The organism is Rhizobium sp. LjRoot258, assembly GCF_964254185.1.
Lineage (GTDB): Bacteria > Pseudomonadota > Alphaproteobacteria > Rhizobiales > Rhizobiaceae > Rhizobium.
This window is the reverse complement of sequence record NZ_CAXUST020000002.1, coordinates 459,714-476,013: the sequence shown is the minus strand read 5'-3', so window position 1 is coordinate 476,013 and position 16,300 is coordinate 459,714. Positions and strand designations below refer to the sequence as shown.

13 protein-coding genes and 2 pseudogenes are annotated in these 16,300 nt (G+C 58.6%); 4 read left to right on the top strand and 11 right to left on the bottom strand.

Annotated features, from left to right (window positions below):
- The first annotated feature begins 729 nt into the window (after positions 1–729).
- Positions 730–2,190 (top strand): cyclic nucleotide-binding domain-containing protein, encoded by a 1,461-nt coding sequence (locus tag ACSQ9D_RS23015; RefSeq protein WP_436284261.1) that lies wholly within the window; start codon positions 730–732, stop codon positions 2,188–2,190.
- A gap of 122 nt (positions 2,191–2,312) precedes the next feature.
- Here the strand turns inward: ACSQ9D_RS23015 and ACSQ9D_RS23010 are convergent, their stop codons facing one another.
- Positions 2,313–3,236, bottom strand: coding sequence for a LysR family transcriptional regulator (locus tag ACSQ9D_RS23010; protein ID WP_436284260.1), 924 nt, complete (start codon positions 3,234–3,236; stop codon positions 2,313–2,315).
- A 178-nt stretch (positions 3,237–3,414) separates the two neighbouring features.
- Here ACSQ9D_RS23010 and ACSQ9D_RS23005 point away from each other — a divergent pair, with 178 nt between their 5' ends.
- On the top strand, positions 3,415–4,233 hold the full coding sequence (locus ACSQ9D_RS23005; RefSeq protein WP_283073181.1) for an alpha/beta fold hydrolase: 819 nt from the start codon (positions 3,415–3,417) through the stop codon (positions 4,231–4,233).
- A 518-nt stretch (positions 4,234–4,751) separates the two neighbouring features.
- Here ACSQ9D_RS23005 and ACSQ9D_RS23000 read toward each other — a convergent pair.
- The 6 genes from ACSQ9D_RS23000 to ACSQ9D_RS22975 all read right to left on the bottom strand — a co-directional run bounded on the left by ACSQ9D_RS23000 (position 4,752) and on the right by ACSQ9D_RS22975 (position 8,292).
- Entirely contained in the window at positions 4,752–5,066 is a 315-nt protein-coding gene (locus ACSQ9D_RS23000; RefSeq protein WP_436284259.1) for a hypothetical protein, read from the bottom strand.
- A 341-nt stretch (positions 5,067–5,407) separates the two neighbouring features.
- Positions 5,408–5,737: an amidohydrolase family protein gene (locus ACSQ9D_RS22995; RefSeq protein ID WP_436284258.1), complete on the bottom strand. Its 330-nt coding sequence runs from the start codon at positions 5,735–5,737 to the stop codon at positions 5,408–5,410.
- Between the two features lie 94 nt (positions 5,738–5,831).
- Positions 5,832–6,020: a hypothetical protein gene (locus tag ACSQ9D_RS22990; RefSeq protein WP_436284257.1), complete on the bottom strand. Its 189-nt coding sequence runs from the start codon at positions 6,018–6,020 to the stop codon at positions 5,832–5,834.
- Between the two features lie 746 nt (positions 6,021–6,766).
- Complete coding sequence (locus tag ACSQ9D_RS22985) at positions 6,767–7,495, bottom strand: ABC transporter permease (protein ID WP_436284256.1); 729 nt, start codon at positions 7,493–7,495, stop codon at positions 6,767–6,769.
- Positions 7,474–7,773, bottom strand: a complete 300-nt coding sequence (locus ACSQ9D_RS22980) for a hypothetical protein (protein ID WP_436284255.1) — start codon at positions 7,771–7,773, stop codon at positions 7,474–7,476. The genes ACSQ9D_RS22985 and ACSQ9D_RS22980 overlap by 22 nt, the downstream gene beginning before the upstream one ends.
- A gap of 159 nt (positions 7,774–7,932) precedes the next feature.
- Positions 7,933–8,292 carry a hypothetical protein gene (locus ACSQ9D_RS22975; protein WP_436284254.1) on the bottom strand — a complete coding sequence of 120 codons (360 nt, stop codon included), beginning with the start codon at positions 8,290–8,292 and terminating at the stop codon, positions 7,933–7,935.
- Between the two features lie 311 nt (positions 8,293–8,603).
- On the opposite strand from ACSQ9D_RS22975, the pseudogene ACSQ9D_RS22970 reads away from it, so the two are divergent.
- Positions 8,604–9,031: pseudogene (locus ACSQ9D_RS22970) on the top strand (IS6 family transposase); the annotation flags it as partial.
- A 188-nt stretch (positions 9,032–9,219) separates the two neighbouring features.
- On the opposite strand, the pseudogene ACSQ9D_RS22965 reads toward ACSQ9D_RS22970, so the two are convergent.
- Positions 9,220–9,660 (bottom strand): annotated as a pseudogene (locus ACSQ9D_RS22965) (transporter); the annotation flags it as partial.
- A gap of 549 nt (positions 9,661–10,209) precedes the next feature.
- Positions 10,210–11,883 (bottom strand): arylsulfatase, encoded by a 1,674-nt coding sequence (locus tag ACSQ9D_RS22960; protein ID WP_436283831.1) that lies wholly within the window; start codon positions 11,881–11,883, stop codon positions 10,210–10,212.
- A 420-nt stretch (positions 11,884–12,303) separates the two neighbouring features.
- On the opposite strand from ACSQ9D_RS22960, the gene ACSQ9D_RS22955 reads away from it, so the two are divergent.
- On the top strand, positions 12,304–13,257 hold the full coding sequence (locus ACSQ9D_RS22955; protein ID WP_436284253.1) for a formylglycine-generating enzyme family protein: 954 nt from the start codon (positions 12,304–12,306) through the stop codon (positions 13,255–13,257).
- 492 nt (positions 13,258–13,749) lie between these two features.
- Here ACSQ9D_RS22955 and ACSQ9D_RS22950 read toward each other — a convergent pair whose 3' ends face one another.
- Both ACSQ9D_RS22950 and ACSQ9D_RS22945 read right to left on the bottom strand, forming a co-directional pair.
- Positions 13,750–14,739: a Bug family tripartite tricarboxylate transporter substrate binding protein gene (locus tag ACSQ9D_RS22950; RefSeq protein ID WP_436284252.1), complete on the bottom strand. Its 990-nt coding sequence runs from the start codon at positions 14,737–14,739 to the stop codon at positions 13,750–13,752.
- A gap of 47 nt (positions 14,740–14,786) precedes the next feature.
- Positions 14,787–16,292 carry a tripartite tricarboxylate transporter permease gene (locus tag ACSQ9D_RS22945; RefSeq protein WP_132593556.1) on the bottom strand — a complete coding sequence of 502 codons (1,506 nt, stop codon included), beginning with the start codon at positions 16,290–16,292 and terminating at the stop codon, positions 14,787–14,789.
- Positions 16,293–16,300 lie beyond the last annotated feature (8 nt).

Genomic DNA, 16,300 nt, shown 5'->3' with positions numbered 1-16,300 from the left:
CAGAATCTGTAGAGTAAATTGATCAGCAGGATTCATTCCGCTGGCTCGTTTCAACAACAGGAGCCGGCCATTGGAACGCTCACCTCCGAAGTAGTCGGCGTCCACAAACGAGCGAACTTACCCCGGGGTGACAGTCATAGCATGAGATCCTTCGTTTGAAGAAAAACGCGGAATCATTAACAAATTCATTTTGTTGTACGGAACCGGAATACTCCGTTTCGTAAGATGACCGGAGAATTCGGTAAGTGGATATTCCCTCCCAGGCGCGTGCCCGGAACGGACAGCGACCCCTCCAATAGGCTTCGCCTTGAATGGATCGGAACCGGCGATCAAGAGAAAGTGCCCGGCTTAAATTTTCATATCACTCAGAGGCTCACAGTGGCCGTCTTGAAAGGATCGGAACCACCGACCTTATTATTACAAATTCCCTCTGTGACAGATTCGTAGGCGAGCCAAGGACTTGGCCTGCCTGGAATGACTGATTTGGGGCCGACAGCCGACCGTCCGCCAGGGGCACACTAACACTAAGAAGCGGACATAAAGAGCTCTGGCCACCATGGTCAGGGCGGCAGCCAAGCCTGAGGTTTTCGCAAGCCGCCAGCGCTTGTTCCGGCGGGGGGTCGATGTCAACATAGCCCTGGCTCGTGGCTACGAAAGCCCGCATCCGCGGCTTTTATCGATGGGGTTCATATGACAACAGAAGCCGCCCAGATTAGTGCAACCCTGCTGTTGTTTGCCGCCATGATCGTGCCGTGGATCACGCGAAGATGGCCGCTCTGGGCGAGAGCCGCGTGGCGGGTGGCTGTGTTCATCGCTCTCACATATACGGTGCTGCAAATGGGAGGCTCGCCGCTTGCGCCGCAATTTGATGCCGCCCAGCCTGGCGACCGAGTGTGGCAGCAACTCATTGAGATCGGATGGTGGCTCGCTGCCGCCCAATGCGCGATCGGCATTGTCCGGTTGTTGGTGGTCTTCGAGACTAAGCCGCGAGAAACTCGGATCGTTTCCGATCTGATGGCTGGTCTCATCCATCTTCTGACGCTCTTCGCCGTTATCAATTTCGTCTTTGCCGTGCCGGTAGGTGGCCTTCTTGCCACCTCCGGCGTCATCGCGATCGTCTTGGGCCTGGCACTTCAGAGCAGCTTGTCGGACGTATTCTCCGGGGTCGCCGTTGGGATAGAGCGCCCGTATAGTCCAGGCGATCTGGTCTGGGTGGAAGGCGGGATCGAAGGCCGCGTCGTGCAGGTAAACTGGCGTTCCACACATATTGCCACGCTGAACGGGGACGTAGCGATCGTCCCTAACAGCGTGATGGCGAAGGCGCGTCTGGTAAACCACAGTTTGCCGACGAAAGTTCGCCGCGTGTCGATCACAGTGAAGGTCGCAGCAAACGAACGGCCCGATCGTTGCATGGCGGTTCTGAACGCGGCAGTCAAAACCTGCGTGTTGCTATCGGCGACGCCGCCTCCAAGCGTCGCCCGCAGCGAGCTTCAGGGCGATGGCGTTGCCTACGACATCAGCTTTACGATTCCCAGCATCGAAGTGTTCGTCGAGGCCCGCACCGAACTGCTAGGCCACATCCAATCCCATCTTCGCCACGCAGGCATTGCGCTCGCCGTTCCGGGCGTCCCGATCCAAGGGCGCTTGCAAGTTCCAACCGCAGTAACCCTCCTCGAGGAGTCAGATTGGTTCGGAGTCCTCGCCGATGCTGATCGAAGTCTCTTAGCGGACCAACTGGTCGAAGTGTGGTTCGCCGCTGGGGACCAGCTTATGAAGCGGGGTGACGATCCGAAAATGCTCTTCATCGTGGCATCGGGCACCGTCGAGATCACCGATGGTCTGCCCGGTTCGACCGAAGTAATCTTCCGACTGGGTCCTGGTGGCAGCCTCGGGGCAATCGGCATGATCACAGGTACACCCTACGCAGCAACGGCTACTGCATTGACGCCCGTGACCGCTTACCGCCTCGACAGAAAGGGCGTAGGGGACGCTATTGCGGCGCGCCCGGATCTGGTCAAGAGCCTAGAAGTATTGGCTCGCAGAGGGCAGGAACTGAACCGCAGGGACGTGGTTGCGCGCCAGGCCGACTATGCTGAACCGCCCGAGATGTTTCTGTCGAAGCTTCGTAGTTTTCTGCGAAAAATTTCTGAGAGCCCGCGCGACGACGACCAACGGCGACACCGCTTGTAACCTCGCCAGAGCATCCTCAGCGCCGTCCCGACCTTCGTGGTGGGTCGATACCCGAAATTCGAGAATGCTGAACAAATTCGGGAGCACGCCAACAAGCAGAAATCGCATGAGCTTGATCTCTACTATGGAACTTCAGCATAGCGGATGATGCTCTGATTTTGTACGTTGGCGACTAATTCATCAGAACGAGACAAAAATCGGCGGAGCAAAGGTGAGGAATTTGAATCGTTGTATCCTAAGGTGAGATCAATTGTCGGAGGCACACCCTCAAGTGCTCTAGCAACGACATTTGGCGTCAGCATATTTTGCGCATAAAGCGGAATAAGCGTTATTCCACCTGTAGACACGACGAGCGACATTGCTGATGGTAGGCCGTCACCTTCGTACTCTGCCTTGAGTGTGATCCCAACGTTCGACGCGTAATCTTGGATCACGGATTGCAATACGGGAGAAATTCTAGCCGAACTGACGTAAGTTTCGCGGGCAAGGTCCTGCGGCCGGATCTTTTTGCGCGACGTCAAGCGATGGTCCGCCGGCAGTACGGCGATCAGTGGCTCCTTGGCTAAAAACTTGAAGGACACACCAACACTCTGCGTCTCGGGGCGAAGGAAAGCGACGTCCAGCTTGCCTCGCATCAGTGCCAGAGCAAGGTCCGGGGAAGACTGACTGGACAGTATGATTTCAGCCTCCGGCGCTTCCTCACGAATAATGCGCAATGCATGGGGTAGCCACACGACCTCTTGCCCTGCGAGAAAACCGATAACGAACGACTGCTTTTCCGGCCGTTCTGCCCGCCGGGCCCCTTCCGCAGCCGCCTCGACTTGCAACAACGCCAGCCGCGCGTGATCAAGAAACACTTTACCGGCGGCGGTGAGCGTCACGCCGCGCGGCTGCCGTTCCAGCAGTTTTACACCGATTTCGGTTTCCAGATCGCGAATTTGCCTGCTGAGTGAGGGCTGAGAAGTGTGCAGCCGCCGCTCGGCTGCGGTCAGTAAGCTTCCCTCCTCCGCAACAGCAACAAAATAGCGCAAATGCCTCAGTTCCATCGGGTCCTCGCTATACCTTGAAGGCATAGCTCGAACGTACAAGGTATTTGTCGTTGATAAAGAGGGGATTTAATCAACGTCGCAATTTTGGGATATGATCGAACACGCCTCACCGGAGGTATTTCGCAATCAACTGTGTCCAAAAAGGAATGTTTAACAGGGCAGATGGAGCGACTCGATGCCTACAATCACTACCACGGACGGCGTAAACATCTTCTACAAGGACTGGGGCTCAGGCCAGCCGATCGTTTTCAGCCACGGCTGGCCGCTGTCGGCGGACGACTGGGACGCCCAGATGACCTTCTTCCTTCGCCACGGCTACCGGGTGATCGCCCACGACCGGCGCGGCCACGGCCGGTCCGACCAGCCCGGCACCGGCAACGACATGGACCACTGGGTTGCCGACCTCGCGGCCCTGACCGAGCACCTCAACCTGCGCGACGCGATCCACATCGGCCACTCCACAGGTGGCGGTGAGGTGGCTCGCTATGTCGCCCGCCACCCGGAGCGCGTCGCGAAGGCGGTACTGGTCGCTTCCCTGACGCCGAACATGTACCGGAGCGAGGAAAACCCGTCCGGTCAGCCGCCGGAGTGGTTCGAAGCGATCCGCGCGGGCGTGCTGGGCAACCGGTCGCAGTTCTTCCGGTTCGTCCCTGAGAACCCGTTCTACGGTTACAACCTCGACGGGGCCGAGCCTTCGGAGGCGATCATTGCGAACTGGTGGCGCCAGGGCATGGCCGGTGGTGCCCTGGCTCACTACGCGACTGTCGACTCTTGGCTGGAAGATTATACCGAAGACCTCAAGAAGATCACCGTGCCGGTGCTGGTGATGCATGGCGAGGCCGACCAAGTCGTCCCCTTTGCAAGTTCCGTGCCGCGTGCGGTCGACCTGCTCAAGAACGGGTCGCTGAAGACCTATCCGGGCTACCCCCATGGCATGCTGACCACACATGCAGATGTCCTCAACCCCGACCTGCTCTCGTTTATCAGGTCTTGACGCCATCGACCGGACCGCGGCCTTCACCCAACGTCGGCCGGACGATCTGTCACCCGGCAGTGCCGGGTGACACCTGTTGGTGCTGGTACGTGGAGCGTTCCCGGAGGGTGCTTCCGACAGTGGCAATTTGTTTGGTGCGTAGTGAAAGATGCAACTTGTCGCGCTTGAATTTTTCGTTGCGGTGGCCGATTACTCCACCGGCCGAAATGGCTCGGCGTCTCGGCTTCGACATCTAGGAATTAAGAGCGGGGGATGTCCGTCGATTTAATGTCGGAAGTACCACCAGCTTCCGAAGTGCTCACTATAGGCTCGTTTTTCGGCTTCCGGCCTTTAGGTAACTTCAGGCTGGCGTTGCTGTCGTCTTTGAGTTTTATGGCGCTCAGCTCGATGGCAGCTTTTGGGACACTGACCATAGTGTCTGAACGGCTGAAATGCGGGCGCAAAGCTGTTATAGTCCGAGACACCTTGGTCTTGAACCGGACTGAACCGCTGACCCGGTTATTTCCGGGCACCGAGAGCTAACTCTGGCTACTGAAATTTAGGTTCAGCTTATCCTTATAAACGCCAATCCGCTTTTGCGCGCGATCCACCACGTCGTCAAAGAACAATATCTCCGAATAGGTTTCACCGAGTTGTTGCCGCGACACCGGGTCGCGTAACTCACCGGACTGGAACCAGCCTAGGCCGACCGGAAACTGCGTCCAGCCGGGTCCCATCCGTAGTGGATTCAACGTGTCCCCGATAAGGTAGCAATAGAACCGCTTCAGTCTACCGCTAGACTTGGCGGCGAGCAAATGTGCGTACTCAGTCAGGTCCCCGATGTGGTCGTCCATCGGGACACCGGGCGCTTTGAATTCTACAATGATCGCCGACCCTTCTGCCGTAGTGCCCAGGCAGCCAGAAACCGACGCCCCTCATCGGCAAGCGCGGGTCCGCCCTGCGCTGCCGTTATCGCAACCAACGCGTCACCTAGGATCTTGCCAACTGCCTTTGTCACGATATGAGCGTCCCGGATGTGCTAGGGAGGCAAAAACTGACGCCTGCAAAGCAAGCTCTCCGATAACGGCCGCGATTGTGAGTGCCTTCGATGATTTCCGCTCCAAGCCCACGATTGCCGGCTGCCCGGCATCGCCATGTAATAGCTTCGCCCGGCCGCGATCCGACAAATGTCGGATCAAGGTTGCAATTCGGGGTCAACACCTTCTTCGGCCGTTGCTGTGGGCTGAGGTTCCGCGAATACCTTTCCGCCCGCAACAATCCGCCAGATGGCCAGTGCATTCGCAATGTCTTCCAGCGGATCCTCATCGAGAAGGACGATGTCGGCTAGCTTGCCGGCTTCCAAGGTGCCCAAGAGATCTCCCGCACCCACCGCCGACGCGCTGTGCTGGGTGGCGATACGCAGTACCTCGAGCGGTGGAATGCCTGCACGCACGAAATTCTGGAGTTCTGCATGCAGTCCTTGACCGGCACCGTGCATGAAGAGATTCGACAGGATCGGGCTCACAACTCCCCCTTGCGGGGTTCCGCGTGTTCGCTCGACGACTTCTCTCGCCCGGCGCCAATTGCTTCCGCCAGCGGTTTCGAAGCGCGGACATCGATCATGATCCATCCCCTCCGTTTCGCCAAACGATGAAGGATGACGGCCCATCATATTCAGCGTGACGCGTGAGATCGATGACGAAGCCGAAGCGGCCTCGCCCGGCATATTCTTCGCTTGCCACCAGAAAGCGGCGTTCTTCGCCACTGCGGATACGGCCTCCGCCGACCTTCGCCACGACCTCGGTCATGCCGGGTTGCTGATCGGACAAGATTGCCGATATGACGATGTAGTCCGCCGCATGACGTTGATCGAACGCCCGGCGATTCTTGGGGTCCGTCAAAGGGATGGGCGCATGGTCGACGTGCGCCGCACGAGCCGACGGTGGTAACCCCTTTCCAGGCGGCCACCCACTAACGCTGGCTACGACAAAGCCCGCCGCGGGCGAACCGGGCAAGCTGTGTTGATGCCCGAGCCGCGCCGCTCGGGCATAAAATTCGCCGCGCCCCGGAGGGGTGTTCCGGTGTTCGTGATCAGGCGGCCTATTCGCCTCCGCGAACGCAAATATCCGGCAGCCGCAGGCGACATTGCATCCTTCCCAGATCTCAAAAGTCGCATGAACCGCCGCCTTTGGGCGTGAAGCCATCTGCGCAGGCGGGGTTCGCAGGTTCATTTAGCGAGCGGGCTCCCGGCCCACCGGTGGTACATGACGAACTGATTGCTGTGAGCAAGAGAAAAGCGAGAGCTGCGATTGGCTTGTACAAGCGGATCATGGGACCTCTCCAATTGAGCATCCTACAAAGTCTGACCGCCAAAATTTACCGACGCCAAGTTCCAGGCTCGGACCTGCTGAAACAACTAAGAGGCGGTAAGCATCCCATGTACCCAACAGGTCGTGTTGTTCAAGCGACGGGCAGGAAGGTCAAGGGAAAGCCCATGACATGATGAACCTGTATTCGCCTGGTGGAAAGAGGATAGGCGAGGATCCGCGTTTTTTTAAGGATATGTACGACAAACCGCCTGAGCGAATGGGGACTTGCCTGTTGCCTTGAGCTCGAGTGTCATGACCGGGGCACCTGGTGAAAGGGCTTCTCCGCGTTCCGCGATTTTGATGAGGACCGTCGCATCAACAGGCGCCTTCAGCATCGTCTTGTCGAAGGCTGACCGGGCCTCGGCGACTGCTGCTTGCGCCGCCACCACCTTGGCGTCGGCCAGCGCAAGCTCCTCCTTTGTCGGCCCGGCACTCGCCGCCGTCAGTTGCGCGTGTTTCAAGTCGACATCGGCCTGTGCCTTGCCAAGCTGTGTGGTGGTGTCGTCGAGCAGTTGGCGGCAGCCAGATCCCTTGGCGACGAGCGAAACGGCGCGGCTGTTTTGCTGTTCATCCTGCCCTCCTCTTGACCACCATGCCGAAGCCACGGCGAGCACCGCATAAACGGTGGCGAGCGTCCAAAGGCTTTGCCAATTGCGTCGTACGTCGGGCAGCGAAGCGCCCATTTGGTTGATGCGTACCAGACCATCGATCGCCGCGGTGCTCGGTGATACTAGGCTGGCAATGCGGATCGCATTGGGGATGGCCTCGATCGGCCAGGCGACGCCAATCTGGAAGAACAGCGGCAAGCTGATGGCGATGAAGAACAGCACCGCCGTCTCGCGCCGCTTGAACCAGGAGCCGACGAACTGGCCCAAAAAGCTCACGGACAAGGTCAATGGAACGGCGAGCGCCACCAGGTCGAAGAAGCGACCGTTGGTCGAGAAGCCATAGATGCGTGGCAGGATATCAGATAGAGCGCGAAACTGGGCAGCACTAGCAACAGGTGGGCAATCGCCTGACCAATCACAGCAGTCGGCCGAGAGCGCCCGCGGCGCCCGGCTTTTCCGCCTTGTTCGAAAGCGAGGCCGCCAAGGATCGCCGACCCCATCAGTAACGTCTGCTCCAGGATGAGGATGAAGGCGGCCGGCACGATATAGCTGGCGTAGCCGCCGGTCGGATTGAAGAGCGCCAAACGGCGTGGGCAATGCTTTCAGCGGAAAGCGATGGCGGCGATAAGCGGATCACGGGTCGGCATTGCCCGTCATCGCACATCGAATTCCACGTTTCGTTATGTTGACGATGCAAATAGAGAAGCGGATTTGCAAGAACCCGCTCCTCTGCGTTTGGCAACCTACCTGACATAAATCGTCAGGCCGCCATCGGCTGCCACCATAGCCCCGCCGATGTTCTCTATTTCCACGTTCTTGGCCCGTAGCTTTTCCATCAGGCTCTTGTTCGCGCGCACGGCTTCAATTAGGCCAGCCCGCTGTTCTGGGGTTGCCAACTGAACCCAAGTTTGAGCTTGGTTTTGTTCCGCAGCCGCGTTCAAATATTTGATGTCGATATCGTCGCCGTTGAACGAGCTTACTGTTCGCTCGATGTCTTTAGGCCACTCCGTACCAGCTCCCTGGCTAAAACTGTGTTCTGCGGCTCCAAAGATGCTAAAGACAGATATCGCTGCCACGAAAGTAACTCTCGAGATGCGACTCATAACCTATCCTCCTCATTGAACTTGGAATGCTGAATCATCCAGTTTATGCAGAAATGCGATGATCTCCTTTCGCCTGAAAGATAGTTTGCGCCGAAAGCGACGCGAGTTTTGATACCACGAATTACAACCGCCGCCTAGCGCTGTCCAGACGATCTATGATTTGCTCGCGTTTGTACTTCGACTTCCCCGACTTGCTCGCGTTTGTGCTTGGCCTTCCCGCGACATCGTCGAAGACGATCTCGTCAGCACAGCAGAGGCGAGAGGCATCGTCAACTTAACGAAACGTGGAATTCGATGTGCGATGACGGGCAATGACGACCCGTGATCCGCTTTATCGCCGCCATCGCTTTCCGCTGAAATCATTGCCCACGCCGTTTGGCTTTATTTCCGCTTCCCTCTCAGCCTGCGATGGTCGAGGACATGCTGGCTTCGCGTGAGATCATTGTCTTGCATCGGACGGTCCGGCTGTGGGCGGAAAAATTCGGGCGGACCTTCGCCAACGACATCCGTCGTCGCTCATCCAGTCAACTCGGCGACAAATCTCGACGAGGTCGTCATTTCGATCCGTGGCAAGAAGCATTGGCTCTGGCGTGCCGTCGACCAGGACGGGTTTGTGCCGGAAATTCTCGTGCAAAGCCGCCGCAATGCCAAGGCGGCCAAGCGCCTCATGCGCAAGCTTTTGAAGCGTCAGGGCGATGGACCTGTGGAAGAAAATCGCTCAGGCATAACCGACAAAATAGGCCGGCGTCATGGTCTGTCCCCTTTGCCGTTAAGTTTACGATGCCCTCTGCGCCAATCCTACCGCGTCGGTGATGCTCGCGTTTGGATTGCCCGCGTGGTGTTGCTGTTCCTTTCCTGTTATCCATGTTGTGCATGTGGGTGCTTGCGCGAGAATCCTTCCGGTAAAGACTGGTCAGCGAGCATTTGCTATTTCGGAAACAAGAACGTGACAACTGCTCGAACTCCCCAGCCGTCCGGCCCGTTTTCAGGCGAGTCTGCCCAGTAGCGTGCACCCACGCCAAAGCTCACAGGCTGTTCGCCAAACTTTACTACCTTTGAGACCTGAAAGTTAATCGGGACCGACCAGTCATCGTGTTCCCAGTCGTATGTACTCTCGGTGTTCAACGAGAACGTCCAGGCCTCGTGCGTTGTATACGAGATGAAGGGTTGCAGGAATGTCGAACTGACGTCAGCCCGGTCGCTCTGCCCCGCGAACGACCATACGTGGTTGGCCAGTATTCCGAAGGTCCATGGCCCGTCTTGCTTCAGAGCAACGCCGGTTGGACCAGCACCCCACTTTCCGCTTCCGAGGGACTCGTCGGTTGCTGTGGGAAGCAGGAACACTGGGCCAACGCCCCAGATGATTCCACGACGCCTGAGGGAAAAGCCAGTCGGGTCGTCCTGCCATCCTGCGCGCGGGACCGCCCGCGTCGATCTGCCAGTAGAGCAGCGAGAAGGTGAGGACGTTGGTGATCCAGATGGTAAATGACGACGTCAACAGCGACACTGATCGCGTCTCGGGCGGATGCACGGTGATGATCCCGACCATATCTCCGAGTTCGGCCGCCGTATTGCCTGCGTAGACACTGGCAAGCAGCATGATGGCGACGTGCTCGATTCGTAGCCACACAGCGTTGTCCGTCGACACCGTTACCATGATCATTGGAACGATAGCTGCTACTAGGACCGCGTATGACACCCATCGCGGCATGGCATAGACGTGGTGCGGCAGCACCTCCAAAAGGGCGAACACGGCCAGGATCCCTATCACCGGAGGCCAGCGTGGTTCGTCACGACCTGCTTGGATGAAATCGCTCATCGTCCCGCCCTCAGTCGGCCCCAAGGACCTGACAGGTGAAGCATGGAGCGGACGCCCCGAAGGGCGTCCGCTCCGACGTCGTTACGCAACTGCGCGCATCAATCGTGACCTGTCTTCATCTCCCGGACCTGCTGCATCACCTGCTCCAGATTGTAGCTTGCAGGGTTCTGAAGCGGCGGGAAGTCGATGTAGGTCTCGAGATGCTTCAGCCACAACTGCTGGCCGATGGGCAGGATGTTCCAGTCATAGACATAGGCGGTGGACGGTGACGCGATGGCGCCGCCTGTACCGAAGAGCGTCTTCAACTGTTGTCCGACCGAGGTTTCGAACGGATCGCGCTTGATGTTGACGACCTGCGTCCAGGCGTACGGCATCACCCCGGTAATGAAGCCAGCCGGATCGTCGGAGACCATGGCGAAGTACATCTTCCAGTTCTTGTAGCGGACAGCCGACGGCTCCTTGCCGGAATAGTACAAGAAACTGTCGCGGGCGGATGGAGACTTGCCTTCCAGGAAGTCGCGCTGATCGATCCCGTCGAGCGTGGTCTTGACGATCCCCGGATACTTGCCCGCCTCGATCTCTTTCTTCAGCCCGTCGCCCTTCGGACCGCCTGCGATGTTCACAAACGTCGGCAGCCAGTCGAGCGCCGAGAAGATGTCGTTCTTGACCGTACCGGGCTCGATGTGCCCCGGCCAACGAACCACAAGCGGCGCACGCATGCCGCCTTCCCAGGTGCTGAGCTTTCCGCCCTTGAACGGGGTGGTACCGCCATCTGGGAAGGTGAGCGTCTCGGCGCCGTTATCGGTCGTGAAGACGACGATGGTGTTGTCGAGTTCTCCCATCTCCTCGAGCCTTTTCAAGACGTAGCCGATGTTGTCGTCCATCTGCTTCATGCCGGCTTCGTTGACGCCCCAGTCCTTGCCGCCGGGCTCGCCGACCATGTTCAGATATTTGTCGGGCAACACCGTCGTGATGTGCATGCGGGCCGGGTTGTACCAGACGAAGAACGGCTTTTTGGTTTTCTCGGGGTCGTTCCTGTCGAGGAAATCGATGACCTTGCCTGAGATCTCTTCGTCAATCGTCTTGGAGCGCTCAAGCGTCAGCGGGCCCTCATCCTTGCAGCTTTGGTTCGCCGGGGATCCGTCGGACGATTTGCATGCAAGCATCGGACGCGGCGGTGTCAGGCAGGTCGTGGTTTTTGCGTCCACCGCCGCCGGGTCTTCCGCTATCCCAGGAATCGGCGTGTTCCTGCAAGGTGGTGCGATCCCCTGCTCGGTTGAGGTCTTGTTGATGTCGGGGAAGCTCACCCCCTGCATGGCGTCGAGGTGATAGAGGTAGCCCCAAAACTCCTGGAACCCGTGTGCCGTCGGCAGAGATTCGGTGGTATCTCCGAGATGGTTCTTGCCGAATTCACCTGTCGAGTAGCCGAGATCATACAGGAACTTGGCGAGGTGAGGCGTGCCGGCCCGCAGGTAGGACGGGCTTCCGGGAATCTCCGGCAGAACCATGCCGACGCGCACCGGCTGCATGCCGGTGATGAACGCGGTCCGCCCTGCCGTGCAGCTCTGCTCGGCATAGTAGGTCATGAACTTCGCCCCTTCCCGGCCGATGCGGTCGATATTGGGTGTTTCACCGACCGCGAGACCTTGGTGATAGATGCTCGGCTGCATCCATCCGATGTCGTCACCCATGATGAACAGGATGTTGGGCTTCCTGCTCTCCTGCGCATGTATTGCCGCCGTGCTCGCCAACAGGCTGCCGGCGATCGCCATTGCTGCTGTGAAGAACTTCGTAGTCCGTCTCATTTCGAATGCCTCCCTCAAGGGGCCGTCACGCAGACGACCAAGGTTGGTTGAAAGACGTGTCAAAGCAAAAGAGGGTTTGTCGGCGACGTCCTAAGTTCACACCTCAATGGACAGGCAAGTTCCAATCGAGACGCGGCTCCTCGCATGGTGACCCTCGACTTGCGGAAGAGGAATTTCCACTCTTCCATCAATTTTCTACAGCGTATTAGAGACAGCAGATATTGCCCTTTGGGGAATCCGTCGTGATCAGGCCGCCGCGCTTGTCAGCGATATCCACGACGCCTTCCCTTTCAGCCGCACTACGACCTCCCTAAAGGGCAATAGGCAGTGACCAGGGCCGCGTGTCATAAACAGCTCGGAGAGCACGTTCAAGCGATGGGCAGGGCAATGAGCGCAGTGGACATGTGCGATGCCAGATTCGAACGCCTGGCCTGGGTGCCGGGACGAACGTTCATCATGGGATCAGATAAGCACTATCCTGAGGAAGCTCCTGCGCATCCTGTCAAAGTGGACGGCTTCTGGATCGATGCGACACCTGTGACCAACCGCCAATTCGCAGCCTTCGTCCAAGCAACCGGCCATGTCTCCGTCGCGGAAAAGACTCCACAGGCTGCCGACTATCCCGGAGCACGTCCTGAGATGCTGCGCGCCGGGTCTCTCGTGTTCACGCAGCCGAAGAGGGTCGTCGGGCCCGATATTACACAATGGTGGTCGTTCAAATTCGGTGCCGATTGGCGCCATCCGTACGGTAGACGTAGCGATATCCGCGGAAAGCTCGATCATCCAGTGGTTCATGTCGCCTATGGCGACGCTAAGGCATACGCGGACTGGGTGGGAATGGACCTCCCGACCGAGGCCGAGTGGGAGTTGGCCGCCCGCAATGGCCTCGACGAAGCTGAATTCGCCTGGGGCGACGAATTGAAGCCAGATGGAAAAATCATGGCCAACATCTGGCAGGGGAGTTTCCCCACGGTGAACACGAAGCCTGTAGGCGCCGACAGAACATCGCCGGTCGGCACGTTCCCCCCGAACGGGTATGGCATCCATGACATGATCGGCAATGTATGGGAGTGGACGTCGGACTACTGGTCGACCCGCCATCCAGAGCCTGCGGCGAAGGCGTGCTGCATTCCAACGAACCCTCGTGGTGGTGAGCGGGAAGCTAGCTTCGATATCCGTCAACCGGAAATCCGGATTGCAAGGCGGGTGTTGAAAGGCGGATCGCACCTTTGTGCGCCGAACTACTGCCGACGCTATCGGCCCGCTGCCCGGCACGCTGAGCCCGAGGATACATCCACGAGCCACGTGGGTTTTAGATGCGTTAGGCGGACCAATAACTGACTCTTTCGTTCGGTTCGGTGGCCGATCATGCGACACCTCGGCAGTTCACCCTCCAAACGAGACTTAGAGAAGGTTGGAATCGTGCGATCCGACCATGTCCTGCGGCGTCCCTTCGTCGATGCGCAAAACCGATGCAACTGTCCGCGATCAATCTTTCAGGCGCCGGTTCCCCGGTTCCGAATCTATTGTTCCGAACTTTCGTCCCGTTAACCATTTGAATTAATATTATCCTTTTTCAGTTCAGAAGCAAATCGAGCGTTAGCTTCCGTCTGATGTGACACCTTTCGGAAGCGCTTATAACCATCGATAAGTATCAATTATCGATGGTGATGCGATGTTGGCGTCTCGGCAAATGTAGATCACCGCTGCGATTGGAAAGCTGCGCCCAGGTTTAGCCGGTCAAAGGCTCCGCTCTCGCGCTTGCCAATAGAGCCATGATCGGCCTCCCTCACCCCATCCGCTCGACAACGCTCGCCTGAGGTTCGGTAGTGCCTATTCGAGTTCAATCTTGGCGTCGCGCACGACAGGCGTCCACTTGGCGATCTCCGCCTTTACATGTGCGCCGAGCTGCTCCGGGGTCGAACCCACAATAACGGCACTGAATTCGGCCATTTTCTTGCTAACTCCCGGATCGGCGAGCGCCTTGTTGGCCGCCAGGTTCAGACGAGCAACGACATCTGTCGGGGTGCCGGCGGGAGCAAACAGCGCGTTCCAGGTATAGGTTTCGTAGCCCGGAACGGTCTCGGCAACCGTTGGCACATCGGGGAAGGACGGTGCGCGCTGCTTGGTGGTGACCGCAAGCGCCCGCAGCGTGCCGCTCTTGATGTGGCCGGACGACGACGGCAGGTTGTCAAACATGATCGGGACCTGATTGCCAAGAACATCGTTCAAGGCCGGGCCCGAGCCTTTGTAGGGGATATGTTCCATATCCACCCCGGCCATTGCCTTGAAGAGCTCTCCGGAAAGATGCAGCGGCGTGCCGTTGCCGGAGGAGGCATAGCTGTAAGTGCCCGGATTGGCCTTGAGGAGTGCGACCAGTTCGGGAAGTGTTTTGACCGGCAGTGCGGGATTGACGACGAGAACGTTCGGAACCAGAACCAATAGCGAGATTGGGGCGAAATCCTTTTCGGGGTCGTAAGGGGTCGACTTCAGGATCAACGGATTGAGCGCATGCGTCGCAACCGTCCCCATCAGGATCGTATAACCATCCGGATCGGCCCGTGCGACATTGTCGGCGCCAAGATTGCCGCCCGCACCTGCCACATTCTGCACGATCACCTGCTGGCCGAGATCCTCGGACATCTTCTGCGCGAGAATGCGGGCAACGACGTCGGTCGATCCGCCGGCCGCAAATGGCACAACCATGGTAACCTGCCGATCAGGAAAATCCGCCGCAAGCGACGGTGATCCAGCCACCAGCGTCGCTGCCAAGGAAAGGCCTGCAGCAAGCGTGCCTCGACGCGTCAGGGTCAGTCTCGTCATCCTATTTCCTCCTCGTTTGCAGTCTTCGATGCAATGGTCCGGTTTGCTCAGTCTTCTTCCTGGAAGACCTCCTCGCGCTTGGCTTTTACCGACGGCAAGAACACGACCAGCAGGACAGCGAGCGCAATCAGAAGCAGGATGGCACTGATTGGACGCGTCACGAACGTCATCGGATCGCCGCGGGAGAGGATCATGGCGCGCCTCAGGTTTTCTTCGAGAAGCGGCCCCAGCACGAAGCCAAGGAGCAACGGTGCCGGCTCGCAGCGCAGCTTGACCAGCAGGTAGCCCGCCAGCCCGAAAAAGGCGACAGCGTAGAGGTCGTAAACGTTGCTATTGACGCTGTAGACCCCGATCGAACAGAAGGCCATGATGATCGGAAAAAGCACGTAGTAGGGAATAGTCAGCAATTTCACCCAAAGGCCGATCAGCGGCAGATTGAGGACAACCAGCATCAGATTGCCGATCCACATCGAGGCGATGATGCCCCAGAACAGCGCCGGCTGCTCGATCGCCACGTTCGGACCTGGCACAATCCCCTGAATGATCATGGCGCCCACCATCAGTGCCATCACCGGATTTGCCGGAATCCCCAGCGTCAACAGCGGAATGAACGAGGTCTGGGCGCCGGCATTGTTGGCCGATTCCGGCCCTGCAACACCGGCAATCGCCCCGTGACCGAACTCCTCCGGGCGGTCGGAAATGCGCTTTTCCACCGTATAGGAGGCAAAGGCGGCAAGGATGGCACCGCCCCCCGGCAGGATGCCAAGTGCCGACCCGATCGCCGTGCCGCGCAGCACCGGTGCGATCATCCGCCGGAAGTCCTCGCGCGTCGGCCACAGATCGCTGACCTTGGCCATCAATACTGTGCGGGTCTTCTCGCCCTCCAGATTGCGCAGGATCTCGGCAACACCGAACACGCCAACGGCAACGGCAACGAAATTCAGACCATCGGCATATTCGCGAATGCCGAGGGTAAAGCGTGGCGTTCCCGTGTAGATATCCGTCCCGACCAATCCGAGCAGCAGCCCGAGCGCCACCATGGCAAGCGCCTTGACGATCGAGCCATGCGCAAGGGCAACCGAGGAAACAAGCCCGACGATCATCAGCGAGAAGTACTCGGCGGCACCGAATTTAAGCGCAAGCGCGGTCAGAGGGATTGCGAAGATCGCCACAAGAAAGGTCGAGACGGTGCCGGCAAAGAACGAGCCGAGTGCTGCAATCGACAGTGCCGCCCCCGCTCTGCCGCGACGGGCCATCTGATAGCCGTCGATGGCAGTCACCGCCGAGGAAGATTCGCCAGGCATGTTGATGAGGATGGCCGTGGTCGAGCCGCCGTACTGGGCGCCGTAGTAGATGCCGGCAAGCATGATCAGCGAGGAAACCGGCTCGAGCTGGAACGTGATTGGCAACAGCATCGCGATGGTCGCAGTCGCCCCGATCCCCGGCAGGACGCCGATCAAGGTGCCGAGCAGCACGCCGATCAGGCAGAAGAGAAGGTTCTCGGGCGAGGCAGCTGTGCTGAAGCCAAGGGCGAGATTACTGACGAGATCCATCGACGCCT

What these genes read in the sequence shown, in the direction of transcription:
- ACSQ9D_RS23010 (WP_436284260.1), bottom strand. Translation starts at nt 3,236, where the DNA reads ATGGAACTGAGGCATTTGCGCTATTTTGTTGCTGTTGCGGAGGAGGGA.
- ACSQ9D_RS23005 (WP_283073181.1), top strand. Translation starts at nt 3,415, where the DNA reads ATGCCTACAATCACTACCACGGACGGCGTAAACATCTTCTACAAGGAC.
- ACSQ9D_RS23000 (WP_436284259.1), bottom strand. Translation starts at nt 5,066, where the DNA reads ATGGACGACCACATCGGGGACCTGACTGAGTACGCACATTTGCTCGCC.
- ACSQ9D_RS22990 (WP_436284257.1), bottom strand. Translation starts at nt 6,020, where the DNA reads ATGACCGAGGTCGTGGCGAAGGTCGGCGGAGGCCGTATCCGCAGTGGC.
- ACSQ9D_RS22975 (WP_436284254.1), bottom strand. Translation starts at nt 8,292, where the DNA reads ATGAGTCGCATCTCGAGAGTTACTTTCGTGGCAGCGATATCTGTCTTT.
- ACSQ9D_RS22960 (WP_436283831.1), bottom strand. Translation starts at nt 11,883, where the DNA reads ATGGCGATCGCCGGCAGCCTGTTGGCGAGCACGGCGGCAATACATGCG.
- ACSQ9D_RS22955 (WP_436284253.1), top strand. Translation starts at nt 12,304, where the DNA reads ATGAGCGCAGTGGACATGTGCGATGCCAGATTCGAACGCCTGGCCTGG.
- ACSQ9D_RS22950 (WP_436284252.1), bottom strand. Translation starts at nt 14,739, where the DNA reads ATGACGAGACTGACCCTGACGCGTCGAGGCACGCTTGCTGCAGGCCTT.
- ACSQ9D_RS22945 (WP_132593556.1), bottom strand. Translation starts at nt 16,292, where the DNA reads ATGGATCTCGTCAGTAATCTCGCCCTTGGCTTCAGCACAGCTGCCTCG.